Annotated in this window: 18 protein-coding genes; 2 read left to right on the top strand and 16 right to left on the bottom strand. The window is 42.9% G+C overall.

Annotated features, from left to right (window positions below; genetic code table 11):
- The first annotated feature begins 350 nt into the window (after nucleotides 1–350).
- On the top strand, nucleotides 351–2,483 hold the full coding sequence (locus tag AAEO56_RS11615; protein ID WP_341697226.1) for a M3 family metallopeptidase: 2,133 nt from the start codon (nucleotides 351–353) through the stop codon (nucleotides 2,481–2,483).
- A 206-nt stretch (nucleotides 2,484–2,689) separates the two neighbouring features.
- On the opposite strand, the gene AAEO56_RS11610 is transcribed toward AAEO56_RS11615, so the two are convergent.
- The 10 genes from AAEO56_RS11610 to AAEO56_RS11565 form a co-directional block, all read right to left on the bottom strand.
- Nucleotides 2,690–3,052: a nuclear transport factor 2 family protein gene (locus tag AAEO56_RS11610; RefSeq protein WP_341697225.1), complete on the bottom strand. Its 363-nt coding sequence runs from the start codon at nucleotides 3,050–3,052 to the stop codon at nucleotides 2,690–2,692.
- A 2-nt stretch (nucleotides 3,053–3,054) separates the two neighbouring features.
- Entirely contained in the window at nucleotides 3,055–4,065 is a 1,011-nt protein-coding gene (locus AAEO56_RS11605) for a pseudouridine synthase (protein ID WP_341697224.1), read from the bottom strand.
- 192 nt (nucleotides 4,066–4,257) lie between these two features.
- On the bottom strand, nucleotides 4,258–5,178 hold the full coding sequence (locus AAEO56_RS11600) for a geranylgeranylglycerol-phosphate geranylgeranyltransferase (protein ID WP_341697223.1): 921 nt from the start codon (nucleotides 5,176–5,178) through the stop codon (nucleotides 4,258–4,260).
- A gap of 76 nt (nucleotides 5,179–5,254) precedes the next feature.
- On the bottom strand, nucleotides 5,255–5,827 hold the full coding sequence (locus AAEO56_RS11595) for a hypothetical protein (RefSeq protein ID WP_341697222.1): 573 nt from the start codon (nucleotides 5,825–5,827) through the stop codon (nucleotides 5,255–5,257).
- A gap of 3 nt (nucleotides 5,828–5,830) precedes the next feature.
- A complete protein-coding gene (locus AAEO56_RS11590) occupies nucleotides 5,831–6,769 on the bottom strand; it encodes a mevalonate kinase family protein (RefSeq protein ID WP_341697221.1) in 939 nt (312 codons plus the stop codon).
- Between the two features lie 55 nt (nucleotides 6,770–6,824).
- Nucleotides 6,825–7,910, bottom strand: coding sequence for a diphosphomevalonate/mevalonate 3,5-bisphosphate decarboxylase family protein (locus AAEO56_RS11585; RefSeq protein WP_341697220.1), 1,086 nt, complete (start codon nucleotides 7,908–7,910; stop codon nucleotides 6,825–6,827).
- A 68-nt stretch (nucleotides 7,911–7,978) separates the two neighbouring features.
- Entirely contained in the window at nucleotides 7,979–8,350 is a 372-nt protein-coding gene (locus AAEO56_RS11580) for a hypothetical protein (RefSeq protein ID WP_341697219.1), read from the bottom strand.
- A 21-nt stretch (nucleotides 8,351–8,371) separates the two neighbouring features.
- The gene (locus AAEO56_RS11575) at nucleotides 8,372–8,821 is read right to left on the bottom strand and encodes a GNAT family N-acetyltransferase (RefSeq protein ID WP_341697218.1); all 450 of its coding nucleotides are present in this window, start codon (nucleotides 8,819–8,821) and stop codon (nucleotides 8,372–8,374) included.
- Between the two features lie 25 nt (nucleotides 8,822–8,846).
- Complete coding sequence (locus AAEO56_RS11570) at nucleotides 8,847–9,401, bottom strand: hypothetical protein (RefSeq protein ID WP_341697217.1); 555 nt, start codon at nucleotides 9,399–9,401, stop codon at nucleotides 8,847–8,849.
- Nucleotides 9,402–9,494: 93 nt separating this feature from the next.
- The gene (locus AAEO56_RS11565; RefSeq protein ID WP_407934964.1) at nucleotides 9,495–10,052 is read right to left on the bottom strand and encodes a DUF4256 domain-containing protein; all 558 of its coding nucleotides are present in this window, start codon (nucleotides 10,050–10,052) and stop codon (nucleotides 9,495–9,497) included.
- Between the two features lie 101 nt (nucleotides 10,053–10,153).
- On the opposite strand from AAEO56_RS11565, the gene AAEO56_RS11560 reads away from it, so the two are divergent.
- Nucleotides 10,154–10,645 carry a TspO/MBR family protein gene (locus tag AAEO56_RS11560; RefSeq protein ID WP_341697215.1) on the top strand — a complete coding sequence of 164 codons (492 nt, stop codon included), beginning with the start codon at nucleotides 10,154–10,156 and terminating at the stop codon, nucleotides 10,643–10,645.
- A gap of 63 nt (nucleotides 10,646–10,708) precedes the next feature.
- Here the strand turns inward: AAEO56_RS11560 and AAEO56_RS11555 are convergent, their stop codons facing one another.
- From AAEO56_RS11555 to AAEO56_RS11530, 6 genes are all read right to left on the bottom strand, one after another.
- On the bottom strand, nucleotides 10,709–12,160 hold the full coding sequence (locus AAEO56_RS11555) for a nicotinate phosphoribosyltransferase (RefSeq protein ID WP_341697214.1): 1,452 nt from the start codon (nucleotides 12,158–12,160) through the stop codon (nucleotides 10,709–10,711).
- Between the two features lie 4 nt (nucleotides 12,161–12,164).
- Complete coding sequence (locus AAEO56_RS11550) at nucleotides 12,165–12,716, bottom strand: NADAR family protein (protein WP_341697213.1); 552 nt, start codon at nucleotides 12,714–12,716, stop codon at nucleotides 12,165–12,167.
- A complete protein-coding gene (gene prs / locus AAEO56_RS11545) occupies nucleotides 12,713–13,543 on the bottom strand; it encodes a ribose-phosphate diphosphokinase (RefSeq protein WP_341697212.1) in 831 nt (276 codons plus the stop codon). The genes AAEO56_RS11550 and prs overlap by 4 nt, the downstream gene beginning before the upstream one ends.
- A 76-nt stretch (nucleotides 13,544–13,619) precedes the next feature.
- Entirely contained in the window at nucleotides 13,620–14,306 is a 687-nt protein-coding gene (locus AAEO56_RS11540) for an NUDIX hydrolase (RefSeq protein ID WP_341697211.1), read from the bottom strand.
- A gap of 43 nt (nucleotides 14,307–14,349) precedes the next feature.
- Nucleotides 14,350–16,068, bottom strand: coding sequence for a T9SS type A sorting domain-containing protein (locus AAEO56_RS11535; protein ID WP_341697210.1), 1,719 nt, complete (start codon nucleotides 16,066–16,068; stop codon nucleotides 14,350–14,352).
- A complete protein-coding gene (locus tag AAEO56_RS11530) occupies nucleotides 16,004–17,062 on the bottom strand; it encodes a hypothetical protein (protein WP_341697209.1) in 1,059 nt (352 codons plus the stop codon). Before AAEO56_RS11530 ends, AAEO56_RS11535 begins: the two co-directional genes overlap by 65 nt.
- Between the last annotated feature and the right edge of the window lie 54 nt (nucleotides 17,063–17,116).

The raw sequence follows: 17,116 nt of genomic DNA, 5'->3' as shown, positions 1-17,116 counted from the left end.
CCAAGTACGAGTTCGTGGAAGAATTAAATATGGAAATAATAAAAGAAATAGTGGTAATCTGCGATGGAGATCCAAGCAAAATACCACTATCTAATATGGTTTAAAGTCTTCCGAACACTTATGTTCTTAAAACCTTGCAGGTCGGAGGAGCGTGTGTTGTAAACATCCGAGTGAGGCTTGCGTGAGGGACAGCAGTGGCATCCTGCGGAGGAACGGAGCAGATATATTCGCCGCGGCGAACCGACGGCGGAGGCACGGAGCCGGCACGCCCAAAAAATCATTATACCTAATATACTTTGGATTTCTGCGTTGTTTAGGATAACTTTACTTTTCCACAGAGAAGAACCATAATGAAAAAACTATCAATAGCCCTTATTCTTACGGGCATAACACTATCATGTAACCGAATGAATACATCTGCTACCATAGGCGAAGACAACCCTTTGCTCGCCGAATTTCAAACCCCTTATGATGCGCCTCCTTTCGACCTGATAAAGAATGAGCATTACAAACCGGCAATACTCGAAGCCATCAGGGAACAGGAAGTCGAAATTGAAGCTATTACAGCTATTAAGGATGCGCCTACTTTTGACAATACTATTGTAGCGCTGGAGAATTCAGGCAGTTTGCTGAACCGTATTACAACGATATTCGGCAACCTGAATTCAGCCAACACCAATGATACCCTGCAAGCACTTGCGCAGGAACTTGCTCCCGAACTGTCGAAACACAACGACGATATTTACCTTAACGAAAAGCTGTTTGCCCGCGTAAAAAAGATTTGGGACACGCAGGTGAGCCTGAAGCTGAATCCTGAACAGGCTAAATTGCTGGAGAAAAAATATAAAGCGTTCGTGCGTAGCGGCGCTAATCTGGATGCCAAACAAAAAGAAAGGCTGCGTGCGATAAACAGCGAGCTGTCGGTACTCTCCCTGAAGTTTGGCGACAATGTGCTGGCCGAGAACAATGCGTACCAATTAGTCATCGACAATAAAAAAGACCTTGCCGGACTACCGGAAGAAGTAGTTCAGGCTGCTGCCGATGATGCTAAAGCTGCACAAAAGAATGGCAAGTGGGTATTTACCCTACAGAATGCAAGCGTGATGCCGTTCCTCCAATATGCCGATAACCGCGAGCTTCGCAAGAAGATCTGGACTGCGTACCAGAACCGCGGAAATAATGGAAACGAATTCGATAACCGTACCAATGTGGTGCACCTGGCCAACCTGAGAAGTGAGAAAGCAAGATTGTTAGGTTATACTTCCCATGCCGATTATGTGCTGGAGGAGCGCATGGCGAAAAACCCTGCCAATGTATATGAGCTGCTGGACAAGCTATGGAAACCCGCACTGGAAAAGGCAAAAGCCGAGGAAACAGATATTAAAAAGATGATGGCTGCCGATGGGATATCCGGCGAGGTACAGCCGTATGACTGGCGCTACTATACCGAGAAGATACGCAAGGAGCGTTACGACCTTGATGAGCAGGAGATAAAACCATACTTCAGCCTTGATAATGTTCGTAACGGGATTTTCCTGGTGACGAAAAACCTGTATGGTTTGCAGTTTAGAGAATTAAAAGATGTACCGAAATACCATGAGGATGTGACCGTGTGGGAAGTGACAGAGCAGGACGGCAAGCATGTGGGCATTCTGTATATGGACTTTTTTCCGAGGGCTTCTAAAAAAGGCGGCGCTTGGATGACATCTTACCGCAAAGAGAAAATCACCAATGGCACGAGGGTCGCCCCGATAATTTCCATAGTGTGTAATTTCTCGAAACCAACGGCAGGGAATCCGGCATTGCTTACGTTCGACGAGACATCAACATTCTTCCATGAGTTCGGGCATGCATTGCACGGGCTGCTGAGCAATGTGACGTATGAAAGCCTTTCGGGTACCAGCGTACCAACTGACTTCGTGGAACTGCCTTCGCAAATCATGGAGAATTGGGCTGCCGAACCGGAAGTGTTAAAAATGTACGCGAAGCATTATAAAACCGGCGAAGTGATCCCGGATGCATTGATACAGAAATTACAGGAGTCGGCTACCTTCGACCAGGGATTTGCAACTGTAGAATACCTAGCAGCATCGTATCTCGACCTGAATTACCATAGCCTGATGCAACCGCTTACGCAAAATGTTATCCCGTTCGAGGAAGAAGCCATGAAGAGATTGGGACTGCCGCCATCTATTATTCCGCGGTACCGCAGCACCTATTACAACCATATTTTCAATGGTGGATATTCAGCGGGATACTATAGTTATATATGGTCGGGTGTTTTGGATACCGACGCTTTTGATGCGTTTAAACAAAAATCGTTGTTTGACCCGGCTACAGCCAAATCCTTCCGGATCAATATCCTCCAAAATGGAGGGACGCGTGATGCCCAGGAAATGTATAAAGCGTTTCGAGGAGCAGAGCCTTCTATTGAGCCGTTGTTGCGGAAACGAGGTCTGGAAAGTTCCAAAGTGGCAAAGTAGAAGAGTTACAAAGTTTTTGTTATTTAAGCGCTATTCCATTTCGACCGATGGGAGAAATCTCATCATAAGGTTTATTGAGATTTCTCTCTCCGCAAACTCCATTCGAAATGGAATAACGTTTTGACTAAATCAAAAGAGCCGTTGCAATGCAACGGCTCTTTTGATTTAGTATGGGGGAAGCATTCAATGCGTCTCTACCCGGAACGTTACCCATGATAAACCCGTGATGCTACAATCTTTCCATCCCTGAGTTCAAGGACTTCGGCAACAAGCATGTCGTCTTCGCCCTGAACGGTTCGGGTGTATTCCATGAAAACACGGTGCTCATTAGCGGTAAGCGACCTTACTTTATAGTATAGCGTCGGGAGCCTTTCGAAGGCATCCTGCCACCATGCCTGCATGGCTTCGCGGCCTTTTACGAATCCGCCTGTTTCCGGCTGGCGTATTTTGAGCTTTGGGCTGAAGTGTTCGGCATCTTCGGTGTAAAGGTCCAGCAACCTGTCGAGCTGCTTGGTATTGAAGGCCTCAAACCATTTCATGGCTATGTGTTCGATGTCGCGTGGCTGCACTCTTAGATGTTCTTAAGATTGATGATCTCCTGTTCTGTAAGGAACCTCCAGTTGCCGCGCGGCAGGTTTTTCTTGGTGAGCCCTGCAAAAGATACGCGGTCAACCCTAAGTACATCATACTTAAAGCTTTCGAATATTGCACGGACTACCTTTACGTTTTGGGTACGCAGTTTCAGCCCTATCTCAGTCTTGGCTTCTCCCTCTATGTAGCTAACCTCATCAATGAAGAGTTTGTGCCCGTCCAGGTATACCCCGGCGGCTATTTTTTCGAGGTCTTCGAATTTCAGGTTCTTATCAAGCGACACGTGGTAAATCTTGAACGACTTTTGATTGGGCTGCGAGAACTTACGCACCATATCAGTATCATTTGTAAATATCAAAAGCCCTGTCGTGTTCTTATCCATACGGCCAATAGGCTGTATCTTGCCTTTTGTGGCACCGCGAACCAGTTCCATCACATTACGCATATCGGTATCCTCATCGCCGGATGTGGTGAAGTTCTTTGGCTTATTCAAAAGGATGTATTCTTTTTTTTCAGGGGTAATACGAACGCCATCAAAATCTACCTCATCGGTAAGCTTTACCACATGGCCCAGTTCGGTAACCACTTTGCCATTCACTTTTACATTCCCCGATGCGATATAAATATCGGCATCCCTTCGCGAGCACATGCCGGAATTGGAGATGTATTTATTTAGGCGTATTTCATCGGACTTCTTTTTAACAGCAGGTTTCTTTTCTGAAGGTTTTTTATCCGCAGCAGGCTTTGCCCTCGGATAACCGTCTTTTTTAGCAAACGTATCCTGCCCCTTTTTAACCACAGGCGCTTTTGGACTGCGCGGCTTAGCTGTTTTAGGAGCATCTTCCGGCTTCTCGTCTGTATACTTATCTTTTGCAGGCTTTGCTGCAGATGTGCCCGGCTTCCTGGCTTTGTTCATTGGTTTCGACGGGCCGCTTTTTTTTCCGCTTCCGCCTCTGCCCGATGCGCCGCCCCTGGTATTACCGTTATTCATTTGTGAAAATATTTCTACAAAGATAGTTTAAATTTTTTGGAACACAGATGATAGAGATTAAGCAGATCTGCAAGGATTATTTTGCCATGTTTAACCACAATAGCAATATAAGGAAAGCATAATGAACACAAAGTCGTGTGAACTTAGTGAAAAACCTTTGTGCCTTTGTGGTAAAAATCTATTGGAAATAATTTAAATCATTGGAAGCAACTGCCTCCCGTGGACTAAAACCTTGGGATCAATAAGTACAATACAGAATATCCCCGTTACTATAAGGAACTTCAGGATGTTGTGCAGGCGCACGTATTCTTTTTGGGTTTCGGCTTTCCAAAGAAGGCTGAGGAAGTAAATGATGACGATCATCCCACTGTAAAAGTAGATATCCATATAGCCAACATCATACACGTCAATCAAAAGGAAAACGGGTATGACTGTGAGAAACGTTAACGCGGCAATAACGGATTTCGCCATCTTCTCGCCAAACATTACCGGGATCGTACGGTAGTCGGCTACGATATCACCTTTGATGTTCTCAAGGTCTTTTATCAGTTCGCGCGTCAATATCAGCAGGAATAAAAATGTGGCATGGGCAAAAATCACTTCATAGAAATTCTTGAAGTACATAAGTATCCCAAAGAAAGGCAATACTGCAAGCAAGGCTGCGGTAAGGTTACCGATAAGCGGATATCTCTTAAGCTTGTGCGAATAGAACCAAATCAGAAAAATATATATAGAAAAAAACACGGCAGCCCGCCAGGAGACTAAAAGCGCCAACAAGAACACGGTAAAGTTCAGGGCAAAATAAACCTGCAGCTTTGTGGATTGACTCACCAGCCTGTCCAGCATCGATTTCTTGGGCCGGTTGATAAGGTCTTTTTGGGCATCGTAAAAATTATTGATGATGTAACCTGAAGCAATGGTAAGGGAAGATGCCAGAACAATAAAGAACAGGTTCAGGTCTAGGAGGACATCCAGTGCTCTTTTTTCGGGAGCCAGGATGAATATGGCTGACAGGTATTGCGCCAATGCAATAATAGGAATGTTATAGCCACGCACCACAGAGAACATACTGAGTATCTTCATGCGCGTAAGCCTAGTTTTCCTTGATGCCATTATGCTAAAGTTTGGTATTACAACAACTATAAATAGTAAAAGTTATTGCGGACAGGGTCGGGTAATATCCCGTTGACTATTTCTCCAATATCTTCTTCAGCTTACCGCTCCCAAGGAGTATCGGGATAACAATAAAAATAAAGACAACGATATTGAGGGCTATTTCTATGAGCATATCGCTGGTACTTAACGACCACGCGCTTGGCAGGTAATCTTTACTGTTTAAAGAAGCGACAAATACCAAAACGCGCTGTGACGGCAGTATTACAAGCAACAGTGCAAAAGTGATCAGGGCTGCTTTTTTGAAGTAAAGCTTTTTAATCCAGAATAGCTGTGAAAGGAAAAACTTCATCAACGGCGAGAACAGGTAAACCAGCCAAAAAGGCCCAAATAATTTATCCTTAAAAGGCATCCCGCCCGTAACCACTGGGTCGTTGTACTGCTCCCAGGAATGGACAAGCCATAATACGAAATACAAAATCCCGGCTATCCTGACCGTTTGCACGGCTGTAAGGATAAACAGTTCTTTAAATGCAATGGCTTTGAGATTGGAAGTCCTCATGGCCAATACGAAAATAGGGATGACGATACCAAAACCTATAAAGATAGATTCGAGTATAATATTCAGGATATCGCTAATGCTGTGCATGGTCTAAAACTGGTAAACTACCTCGAGCTTGTGGCCTTGCAGCGATTCTTTGGCCCTGTCGATATCTTCGGTAAAGCCTAGGATATAACCACCACCGCCCGAGCCGCAAAGCTTAAGGTAATAATCGTTGGTATCAATGCCTTTTTGCCAAACCGAATGGAATTGCTCCGGTATCATTGGCTTAAAGTGGCTCAATACTACTTTGGATAGTTTCTTGGTATTGGAAAATAATGATTTGAAGTCACCGTGCAGAAAGTTTTCCACACAGGCATCAGTATATTGTGCAAATTCTTTTTTGAACATATCGCGGAAGCCCTGCTCCTTAAGGCTTTCCATAAAAATAGAAACCATTGGCGCGGTCTCTCCCACAATGCCCGAATCCAAAAGGAATACGGCACCTTTGCCCGTAGTGCTCTGGCTTGGTATGCCTGTGGTTTCTATATTGTCCTGCGAATTGATAAGAATCGGGATGCTCAGGTAGCTGTTCAGCGGGTCAAGGCCCGAGCTTTTACCATGGAAAAACGACTCCATCTGGCCGAATATCTTTTTCAGCTGCAATAGCTTTTCGCGGGTAAGGTTTTCGAGAACGGTTATTTTATTATTGGCATAACGGTCGTAAATGGCGGCTACCAATGCACCGCTGCTGCCTACGCCGTAACCCTGAGGAATAGTAGAATCAAAATACATCCCTTCCTCCACATGGTCTCGTAATGTATCTAAATCGAAAGTAACTAACTCCGGCTGTTCCTGTTGCAACGTTTCAAGAAAAGTAACAAAACGCTTCAGGTTGCCGTTAGACTTTTTAGCTTCGGGAGCATCCTTGCCTTCCAGCTTGAGTGCGCCGTTGTAAAAATTATAGGGAATAGACAGTCCTTTAGAATCTTTTATGATGCCATATTCTCCGAAGAGCAATATTTTCGAGTAAAATAAAGGTCCTTTCATCTGGTAGTTATCTATTAAGCAATAAAGATACAATAAAAACGGCAGGTTTGTTAAATTAGTATTGCAAATTTACAGCCCCTGTACCAATTTCGTCACAAATGTACTGGTTGTTTTGGCAATAGCCAAGCAATTCAGACTTAATAAAATCCAAAACTTTCACTGCAACGTTTTCGGGATAAAGCACATGCACATTGGCACCGGCATCGAGCGTAAAGCAAACCGGAATACCTGTCTCACTCCTGAATTTCCATATCCTGTTGATAATTTCGAGCGTATTGGGCTTCATTAAAATGAAATACGGCAGGCTGGTCATCATCATCGCGTGCAGCGTGAGGGCTTCGCTTTCCACTATTTTTATAAAAGTGTCCACGTCGCCATCTGTAAGCGCTTTCCTTGTTGTTGAAAGATTTTCATGTGCCTGCGCGAAACGCCTTTCGGCAAAAGGGTGGCCGTGCATCAGGTCATGGCCTACAGTGCTGCTCACCTGCTTTTCGCCTTTGTCTACCAGCAAAATAGTATCCTGGTAATTCCTGAATATCTCATGCACCTCAGCAGTAAACGGCAAACCGAACAAGTCGGAACTACCTTCAATTTCTGCATGCTCACCCCACACGACAACGCTGCCATTTATACTACGACAGGCGCTCCCTGAACCAAGGCGGGCAAGGAAAGATGCTTTTTTGTAAAAATAGTCATCGGCCATATCGGGGCTCAGCAGGCGTTCCAGACTCATGAGGTTCATGACCAGCGCCGCCATACCTGATGCAGACGATGCGATACCCGAACTGTGCGGGAACGTATTGCGGGTGTCTATAGTAAAATGATATTCTTTCAGGAATGGGAGGTACTGTGCTACTCTGTCAAAAAACTTTTCAATTTTAGGGCGGAAACTCTCTTTGGGCTGGCCTTCAAAGAGCAGGTCGAAAGATACCCTGTCGGCATCCTCTTTATGTTCATACGTGAGTTTCGTGATGGTCTTGCACTCATTCAGCGTAAAGCTGATAGAAGGATTGGCCGGCACCTGGTTTTCCTTTTTGCCCCAGTATTTCACGAGGGCTATATTGCTCGGCGCGCTCCATTCGAAGCTGCCACGATGGGCTGTTTTGGTATAGGCGGAAGGGATAAAATCCTTTTCGGTCATGGGTTTGTAATTTTAGGCAAATATAAAATTCATTTTGCCACGAATTACACCAATTTACACTAATTAGATCAGGCTCCAAACAAATACACTCCTCCCTCATTTGAAATTTTAAGCAATTGGGAAAAGCTTTCAGTGGTTAAAAAATACTGCCTCCCCGAGAGTCCTTTTATCGCATCCTCAATAAACACAAGAATCTCATCCTTAGTGACCCTGATAATTTTCCCTTTAAATACCGGCTGTTTACCCTTAGTTATGGTATTATCAAATACTATATAATAGTCTTCGTCCCTAATGAGCCCGGCGACATCTTTAAGATCATTTCCAAAATGGACAGCTTTCCCGATTTTCAGGTTTGCAATCCTATTCATTATCTCAACACTTTCAGATTGTTGAACCGGCTCTTTTTCAATACCGAGAAATATTTTATCCTGAAGTTCCATTATTAGTCAACAATTTAATCCTTACAACACCTTCTCAAAGCAAACACTGCTTTCCACACCGGTATATTGCCCATAGTTAGAGATTTGCCTGTAATTGCTTTTTTGATAAAGACGAATTGCTTCCGGCATCTTTATCCCGGTCTCGAGAATGCATTTTTTATATCCGAGCTCCACACACCATTTTTCTAAATCCCGCAAAACGAGCGCCGCGATACCCTGCCCGCGATATTCTAAAGGGACGAACATCCGTTTGACCTCCATGGTATAATCGTCATATTGCTTTATAGCCCCGCATCCGACAGCCACCTCATCTTTATAGGCAACTACAACATGCTTAAGCATATCGATCTTATTGAACTGATGGAAAAAATCATGCTCTTCCCCATCCCGTATCGCGAGGTCTTTATCAAGTTCGCGGACGAGGTTTTGAAAGTCGGTATCTTCTGAAGTTGTGCGTTTTAAGGCAATCATTATTAGCGCGTGCAAATGTTAGCTTTTATCTCACCTTAGAAATAAACTTCATGAGTCCATTAGATTCTATAGTTATAGCCTTTAATTTGGATTCGATAAGATTTACAACATTATTAATTTTTTGAAGATCAATCTCACGCTTTTCTTCATAGAGAGTTTCTTCAATAATAATTGCTGGTTGTAGTACAGGTATTCCTTTAACGAAAAGTTGATATTGATATCCTAACACGATTTCATGTTTTATATCATTTATAAAAAGACCATCATTTCCTTCAAAGTATTCTTCTCTGTACGGAAAAACCTGAATTGAAAATTCACTTTGGGCATCAGCATAGCCTTTACGATAACTTTGATGCCTAACCTCTGCAACTTCTGATTTCAAATCAGATATAATATTCTGAAGATTGACCACATTTTGATCAGCTTTTGCAATAACTTCTTTATCTAGATTGTTATTTAGATATTCGTGATTATTTTGAAGAACAGCATATCGAGTTTTGATTTTCTGAATATAGATAAACCATAAAAGTGATGTTATCAATACAGACGCTACAATGTAAATTAAAAAATTAGTTTCCATAACTCTATGTTTAATTATCCAAAGTTAAAAAAACTTTACAAACAAATTCTCATTCTCAAAATTCTAACATAAAAATAAATAACCCTTTGTTTTTCAAACACTTATTACACCCCTAAATCCCCTTGTAGCATAATACGACTCTGCGCCATTATGGTACAGGAATACCGTGTCATAACGCCTGTCGCAAAAGACAGCCCCACCCAGTTTCCGTATAGCTGCGGGTGTCGCTACCCAGCTTGAGGTTTTCAGGTCGAATTTTCCGAGCTGCTGTAGTTGGCGGTATTGCTCTTCTGTCAGGATATCAACACCCATTTCGGCAGCCATAGCAATAGCGCTGTGTCCGGGCTTGTTCTCCTTACGCGACTCCAGGGCGTGATGGTCATAACAAATGCTCCTTCGCCCTTTAGGGCTTTCGGCAGCACAGTCAAAAAAAATGTATTCGCCGGTTTTTGCATCATGACCCACCACATCGGGCTCGCCATCCGTTTCTTCCATAGCATCGAGCGACCATAGTTTTTCAGGGCTGGCTTCAAGTCTTTGCTGTACATCAGCCCATTTTATGCCTTTATGGCGTTCCATATTCTTTTCAAAACGGGCTTTTAGAACACTGAACAAGCTTTCCCGCTGTTCTTTTGTTAGTTCTTTTTTCATTTTCATAGTGTACTTGTTTGTCTATCCAGTATTCCAAATTTACTCAAACCATTTATAATAATTTTCACACAGAAATCTAAATTTCCTTGTAACTTTACATTATGGAAAAGAAACCGCTATCCCTGACGTTCAAAATTATCATTATGGTAGCCACCTGCGTGGGGATAGGCTATATTTCCGGGCAGGTAACCCGCGAAGGCGTTACTACGTGGTACCCGACATTGGTAAAGCCCGTGTTCAACCCACCCAACTCGGTTTTTGCGCCGGTATGGACAGTACTCTATATACTGATTGGAGTTGCCGCCGGCCTGGTGTGGGACAGGATCGACATCCAAAAAGAAACCGCAAAAAAAGGGCTGATCTTCTTTGCGGTGCAATTAGGGCTCAATGCGCTTTGGTCATATCTTTTCTTCGGGCTGCATAACCCTTTGCTGGCATTTATCGAGATTATATTATTATGGCTGATGATCTATGAAACGTTCATCCAGTTCAATAAAGTCAGTAAACCTGCAGGGTTCCTGTTCATTCCTTACCTGCTTTGGGTGTCGTTTGCATTGGTGCTGAATGGTTCGATATGGTGGCTGAACAGGTAATTGATTATTTTTTATTTTCTATTGACTATTAAGCACCGAGTGAAGCTAATTCCCCTTCGGGGGTTAGGGGGCTATCCTCTTCCTGATCTCGCTTAAAGAAAGATCAACCAATAACTTGCCATCCCTGAAAACCTCTTTCAACTCTCCCTGCTGCTCTTCTTCCCAGCTTACCTGGTCGATAAGCTTGTAGGTGTCATTTTCGATGATGATCTTCATTAGTCCTTTTGCAGACTTCTTGGTGCCGTCATCGGTAACGGGGTCCTTGAATATTTCGCGGCCTACCCCATTTACTTCGCCATAAGTCGCTTTCATAGCAAAGCCAAAGGTGTCGCGGGTATTGTACTGGTAGGTGAACGAGCCGATACCCAACACCACATTAGTCGATGCAAATCCTTTTTGTTTTAATCGTTCGCATATATTTACAGCCCGTTCCAGCGTGATACTGTCGCCATATATAGCCCCTATCTGTGGGATGAGCTCTTTGTAGCCTTTGCTATTTGTTGTGCCTCCAAAAACATCCCATAAAAGCTCCACCACGCCTTTGCGCTCTACATCAGTAGCACCATTAGGATCGCCGCACAATATGTCTACCGGGTTGCCGCTATCCGGGCGGATCACCACTTTGCCATCGCGGCCTGTGATCTCATTTTTCAGCGCAGGCAGGTATTCGGTAAGCACTTTCCACAAGTCCCAGGTATCCGAAACAATAGATACGATCCCTTTTGGATACACTTCGGTTATAAGTCGTTTGAAAGTTTCCAGTTCACCTTCGGTAGTACCCATGCACATCACGGAATGCTCCGTTGCAGGTACTGATCCACCCACAATCTCATTATCAGAATTGGCATTATAATACTGTTCCAGGAACTCTATTGCAGGAATGGTATCGGTACCGGTAAAGCTCAACAAGTGTGCCGCTGATGAGGCAAGGGAGGCATCGATCCCGCCCATGCCCCGCATCGAGAAGTCATGTCCCTGCCAGTTTACGAACTCCGGCACAGACGATGTTTCGGTGGCATATTTATCCAATATCCTGCGGTACTCTTTGGCGATGGTCGCCGAATTGCAGGGCAGCCACACCACGTTGGATAATAGCGTTTCGAAATAATTCGTCAGCCAGAAAAACTCGGGCAGCGTGTTATACATCGTGAACATCGGTACACGTATGGGTACGCCCGCCCCTTCCGGCAACGCCTTGAACACCATAGGAATATAGCCAAGGTCGTGCAGGGCAGCAATATGGTCCGTGCCTACCTGATTCTCGCCAAGGTAATTATTGATACGGCGGGCATATTGCTTTATCACTTCGTCTTTAGGACGTGCAAAAAAGTAACGCTCAAAATCTTCAATAATGTATTTTTTGATGAAGTACTGCAGCCCGAAGAACACGACCTCTTCCACGCCTTCGATCCTTGATTTCCTGGGTGTCCAGTTAGAATATACCAATGTGGTGCCTTCAGGGTATTGCCTGCGGTGGTCTACTTTATAGCCATCCGTTAATAGTAATGGGTTCATCTCTTTATAGTCTAATGTTAGTTCGTATCATTTCCCTTGCTTCCATAATGGCAAAACCAAGCAGGTTAAGGCCACGCCAGTTTTCCGGATTCTTAGCATCCGTGCTATTCTCGTCCATGCCTATCCCCCATATCGGGTCGACCGGACTGGCCTCCACCAAAATGCTGTTCTCTGTTCCGAGTAAAAACTGCTTCAGCTCCTCATTCTGGCTGAACTTATGGTAATTGCCCTGCATCACGATATCGTAGCGATTTGCTGTCCATTGTGCATCATCATAGCCTTTCACTTCACGCCCTAGTTTTTTGACTTCGGTGGGAGAAGTGCATGCGAGTATCTTTGCCTCCACTTCGGCATCGCCAAACAAGGCCGCTTTCTTTGACATCATCCAGTGCTCGGCTGTTCTGTATTCAATGCCGCCAACTGTGAACGGGCTTTCCCACCACTGGCTGAAGCAGGACTTGGTGATGTTGCCGTCTTTTGAAGGCTGGTGGCCCCAAAAGAAAAGGAACTTTTCAGCGCCCCTGTCTGCTATTAATTTTTCTTTAGAGTATTTCATAACTGTATTTTTACCTGTTGTACTTTATCATTATCAAAATCTGTGAATGAATTGGTGGAGAATATTCCTTCGAAATAGTTGTCGAACACTTCAAAGCCCTTATTGAATATCCCGTGGCTTACGGCAAGGTAGAGCCTGCCCGCATTTTTCTTTTTGAGTTCTTCGGCAAGGCCAACGAATGTCCCACCGCCATCGCATATATCATCTACAATAAGGCAATCGGCATTTGCCAGATCATCTTCATATACTTTAAACCCTGAAAGCTTGCCGGTCTTTACGTCCCTGCTTTTGCTGCATTCCACAACATCGGCACCGCCAAGGTATTCGGACAGCTTGTATATTTTTTTTAATGCGCCGCCATCAGGGGAGATCAGCTTAACATTGCCACCGATCTTTTTCAACACCCCTTCGATAAAAGTATAGTTGGGCACTATTTCGCAATTGTTGAGCAGTGCGGGCGCCACTTCAGAGTGTGGGTCGAACACCGTTACTTTCGCAAAGCCCATTGCATTGATAATATCGGCATATACCTTTACGGTCAGTGGTTCGCCGGGGATCATGATCCTGTCCTGGCGCACCCCGGGAAAATATGGGATAAAAAGGTTTATCTTCTGTACGCCCATTCGCCTCAATGCATCTACAGCCACACAAAGTTCACCCAGGCGGTTGAAGCTCGTAAGTCGGTGTGTAATGGTTACTGGCTGTATTGCATCAAAACCGGGTTCGATTTTTATATGGGGCTCACCACCGGAAAACGTAAAGCTTTTAAAAGCAATTGTGGTTCCTTCTATCGGGTTAAAAGCGGGGTCAAGATTTAAGATAAGCATAATGAATATATTTTGCGTTATTTTTACACAAAGTTAAATGGTTTGAAATTCTCCCGCAAATTATTTTGCGTATTTTTTACGCAAACTTTATTTCGAAGAGGAATCCATCTTTCTGCATAGCTTTGTATTTGGCTTTATTAAAGCGGAAAAGCTTTGCCGGGCGGCCTTCTTTCTTATCCGAAAAGTGCCCTGTTTCCTCGACAATTTCGAAGCTCATTATTTTTTTGCGGAAGTTCCTGCGGTCGATCTCTTTTTGCAAAATGGTGCAATACAGGTTTTCAAGGTCGGAAAAAAGGAATTCAGACGGAAGCAGGTCGAAGCCAACAGGCTGGTAGGTAAGTTTTGCCCGAAGGCGTTCGAGCGCCGAAGCTATTATCAGGTTATGGTCAAATGCAAGGGCAGGTATTTCATCAATGGGGAACCATTGCACATTTTCGGCATCAGTGGCCGCTTTTATATTGGTTTTGGATGAATCAATAAGCGCAAAATAGGCAACCGATACTACCCTGTTGCGGGAGTCGCGGCGGGTATCATCGCCAAAGGTATACAGCTGTTCCAGATAATTCACGGCCACATTGGTCTCTTCCTGCAGCTCGCGCTTTACGGCATCAATTAGTGGTTCATCATCATGCACAAGTCCGCCGGGTAGCGCCCAGTAGGCTTGCTCCTGTCCAAACTTTTGCCGGATGAGCAGCACGTACAATTGGGCATTTTGGTAACCAAATACAACCGCATCTACTGCGATCCTTATATTTTGCAACATAGTGTATTTTTTACACAAAGATAATCCAATAAGCCCAAAATGCTTATTTTTTGATTATTTTCTTTGACACAACGCCTTCGGAGGTATGTACTTTTGCAATATATATAGCAGCAGGCAAGGACGAAATATCTATGACTCCTTTATCTGAAAGTAATAACAATTTGCCCGTCAAATCATAGATTTCAGTATTCAATACCATTACATCGCTGGTAGTCGTAATGTTAATGAAACCGTTCGATGGGTTTGGATATACATTCACCTGGTTGTAAGTAAAGCTTTCCTCATCTGTACCCAATCCAAAATATTGGCCAATATCATATTTATGCAAAAGCCCCCTACGCCATGCATACTCTTCGTACGTATAAAGCTGATTACCAAAACTCCCTGTAATAACCAAGTTCCCATTGGCGTAGCCACGGGCATATTGCGGCTGTAGTGTCCCCATTATTTTTGCTTCAGGAAGAAGTTCCGCATTCTCATTGAAAACCCTGACAACATCATCACTATATTGAATCTTTGACAACATCAAATTACCTGCGGCTAAAAGGTTAGAACTTTCTGTACTTTCAAATGTATTGCTGCTGAACAATGTGAGATCCGGATTGTATATCCTGACTGATCCGTTAGTATGGCACGTAAATATTTTCCCACTATGAAAAAGGCTTAAGCCATTTAATTCGGAAGGAATCTGAATTACCGAAAAAAGCCCTTCAGGAGTAATTTTAAATAACTGGGATTGTGAATAATAAGATGTTCTAAAAAACATTGTGCCGTTTTGATTTAAAACCGGGGTACCAATGCCTGCTGAAGAACCCGAAATATTAAGCGGGATTTCAGATTGCATAACAAGGTTTTTATAAATACGTATTTTTTTGGATTCACTTGAATAAACGTTTACTTTATAGGTATACACATACGAATTCCCTGAATTATCGTTGTATGATGTTAAATACGATACGCCCTGAAGAGTGACAGTCCCAAGTAATGATCCGTCAGTACTACTGTAAGTATAAATAATTGTGTTATTCTCATTGCCTGGATTGTCCACTGTATCTACAATGTTGACATTATGGTTCTGATCAAAATAAATATTTTCTGCCCTAACACATGAAACGTTAAAAACGATATCACCGTCAGGCGAGATCTTTATAAGCTTAGGATCATTACCGTCCGGAAGGTTTATAAATATGCTTTTATCCGGCGATACCAAACATTCGCTTATCTGTACATTTTGTAAAAAACTATCAATTGGCAATTCCATGCTCCAAAGGAGTTCGAAGTTTGTATCATACTTATAAATAAATGCTGTTTCGGGTGCAATAGTGCCTCCTATGCTATAATTGCTTTCACCCAATTGCTCACGGGTAATTACTATATAATTGCTGTCAGTATCTACTAATAATTTTTGCGCACCACAGTAAGAAGTTCCCTCCCCGGAAAAAGTATACGATGCTACTCCCTGGGTCTCTGTAAACAAATCGGCATGAACGTCTATTTGCGATAACTGGCCGCCAGGATACATTTGTGTGGCCACGTTACTTACCGCTACTACATGGCTATTATCTGTTTTATTATAATCAGCCACCTCATTATAATAGTTGCTAAATTGTTTCAACAGGTTCAAATTACTGTCAAACAGCTTAAAATAGCCATTGCTGTAAACTAATAGGGTACCATCTTCATATACTTTTACGGCATCAGCATATGTGTTTGGAACGGTGATATTGCTGAGTATAGTACCGGTTGGTGAATACCGCACCATATTTAAGGTCCACGGGACACCATTTGTATGGGAGTTGCCCACTACACATTAAATTTCCATTACTGTTGATAAAGCTTTTAAGAAAGGCTTTATGCGATGGCGAATTGAGTGAATAAACAGCACCGCCTGCACTGTTTATTTTTAATGTATAGAATTTATCCACATCTTCCAGGGGGTAGGTAATATACATATTGCCATCCGCATCTTTTTGGAACTTATGTTTATAAAAAAGCCCCACATCAACAGTAATATTTAAAGGAAAAGTTTCCATTCCGGAAGAATTTATCCTCTTAATAAAATGCTCATAAAAACCGGATGCCGGGTTAGTATAATTATTTCTTTGGTAAACAGTATAATAATATCCATCTGCATAATATACTTTTATATTAAATCCTGCAAAATTACTGTTGCCGGCATCTGTAATATCAGTTCTTTGAAATTCGTTAATTATCTCCCCATTAGTATTTATAGTCAAAAAATGCCATGTTTGTATTTCGCCGGGATATGCCACATATACCAAATGCAGCCCATCATCATCGAAAAAAGAGTCAATGTAACCTGCTTCGCCAAGATCATTGCGCCATAATTCTTCTCCTTCACTACTAATTTTTGTAATAACGGTTTTACTGGTACCTGTTCCTCCTGAACCTAATGTCATGTAGCTTTTTCCAACGCTATAAATATTATCGTTGCCATCAATAAAGGTCGCTAGAGGAGTATCGTATGATTGTTCTGTATCAAGGCTTATCCTTTTTTTCCATACTTCTGCCAGATTACTATCGAGCTTAATTAGCTGTATATCATTAAATGTTGAATCGCGTTCTGTAGTGGCTGTAATTATTGTATTCAATCCGCTATCAGTCTGAGACCAATATGCCACATCCCTATTTGTATGATGGTGTATCCCGAAAGATTGTTTAAGCAATGGGGAAATGTACTCCTGCGCGAAGCAATTAGATGTAAAAAATAATATAAGGAAGGTAAACTGTCTCATTTTAAAAATAATAGATTTAAAGCAGCAATATTAGCGAAAATATATTAGGGAATT

This window comes from Flavobacterium arundinis (assembly GCF_038289855.1).
In the GTDB taxonomy this organism is placed as follows: Bacteria; Bacteroidota; Bacteroidia; order Flavobacteriales; family Flavobacteriaceae; genus Flavobacterium; species Flavobacterium arundinis.
This window is presented reverse-complemented; position numbering and strand designations above follow the sequence as displayed.

Bases quoted from the DNA above. Each gene is read 5' to 3' on its own strand.
- AAEO56_RS11555 (WP_341697214.1), bottom strand. From the start codon at position 12,160: ATGAACCCATTACTATTAACGGATGGCTATAAAGTAGACCACCGCAGG.
- AAEO56_RS11550 (WP_341697213.1), bottom strand. From the start codon at position 12,716: ATGAAATACTCTAAAGAAAAATTAATAGCAGACAGGGGCGCTGAAAAG.
- AAEO56_RS11590 (WP_341697221.1), bottom strand. From the start codon at position 6,769: ATGAAAGGACCTTTATTTTACTCGAAAATATTGCTCTTCGGAGAATAT.
- AAEO56_RS11540 (WP_341697211.1), bottom strand. From the start codon at position 14,306: ATGTTGCAAAATATAAGGATCGCAGTAGATGCGGTTGTATTTGGTTAC.
- AAEO56_RS11575 (WP_341697218.1), bottom strand. From the start codon at position 8,821: ATGATTGCCTTAAAACGCACAACTTCAGAAGATACCGACTTTCAAAAC.
- AAEO56_RS11560 (WP_341697215.1), top strand. From the start codon at position 10,154: ATGGAAAAGAAACCGCTATCCCTGACGTTCAAAATTATCATTATGGTA.
- AAEO56_RS11570 (WP_341697217.1), bottom strand. From the start codon at position 9,401: ATGGAAACTAATTTTTTAATTTACATTGTAGCGTCTGTATTGATAACA.
- AAEO56_RS11595 (WP_341697222.1), bottom strand. From the start codon at position 5,827: ATGCACAGCATTAGCGATATCCTGAATATTATACTCGAATCTATCTTT.
- AAEO56_RS11605 (WP_341697224.1), bottom strand. From the start codon at position 4,065: ATGAATAACGGTAATACCAGGGGCGGCGCATCGGGCAGAGGCGGAAGC.
- AAEO56_RS11535 (WP_341697210.1), bottom strand. From the start codon at position 16,068: ATGGTGCGGTATTCACCAACCGGTACTATACTCAGCAATATCACCGTT.
- AAEO56_RS11530 (WP_341697209.1), bottom strand. From the start codon at position 17,062: ATGAGACAGTTTACCTTCCTTATATTATTTTTTACATCTAATTGCTTC.
- AAEO56_RS11585 (WP_341697220.1), bottom strand. From the start codon at position 7,910: ATGACCGAAAAGGATTTTATCCCTTCCGCCTATACCAAAACAGCCCAT.
- AAEO56_RS11580 (WP_341697219.1), bottom strand. From the start codon at position 8,350: ATGGAACTTCAGGATAAAATATTTCTCGGTATTGAAAAAGAGCCGGTT.
- AAEO56_RS11600 (WP_341697223.1), bottom strand. From the start codon at position 5,178: ATGGCATCAAGGAAAACTAGGCTTACGCGCATGAAGATACTCAGTATG.
- AAEO56_RS11615 (WP_341697226.1), top strand. From the start codon at position 351: ATGAAAAAACTATCAATAGCCCTTATTCTTACGGGCATAACACTATCA.
- AAEO56_RS11565 (WP_407934964.1), bottom strand. From the start codon at position 10,052: ATGAAAAAAGAACTAACAAAAGAACAGCGGGAAAGCTTGTTCAGTGTT.
- prs (WP_341697212.1), bottom strand. From the start codon at position 13,543: ATGCTTATCTTAAATCTTGACCCCGCTTTTAACCCGATAGAAGGAACC.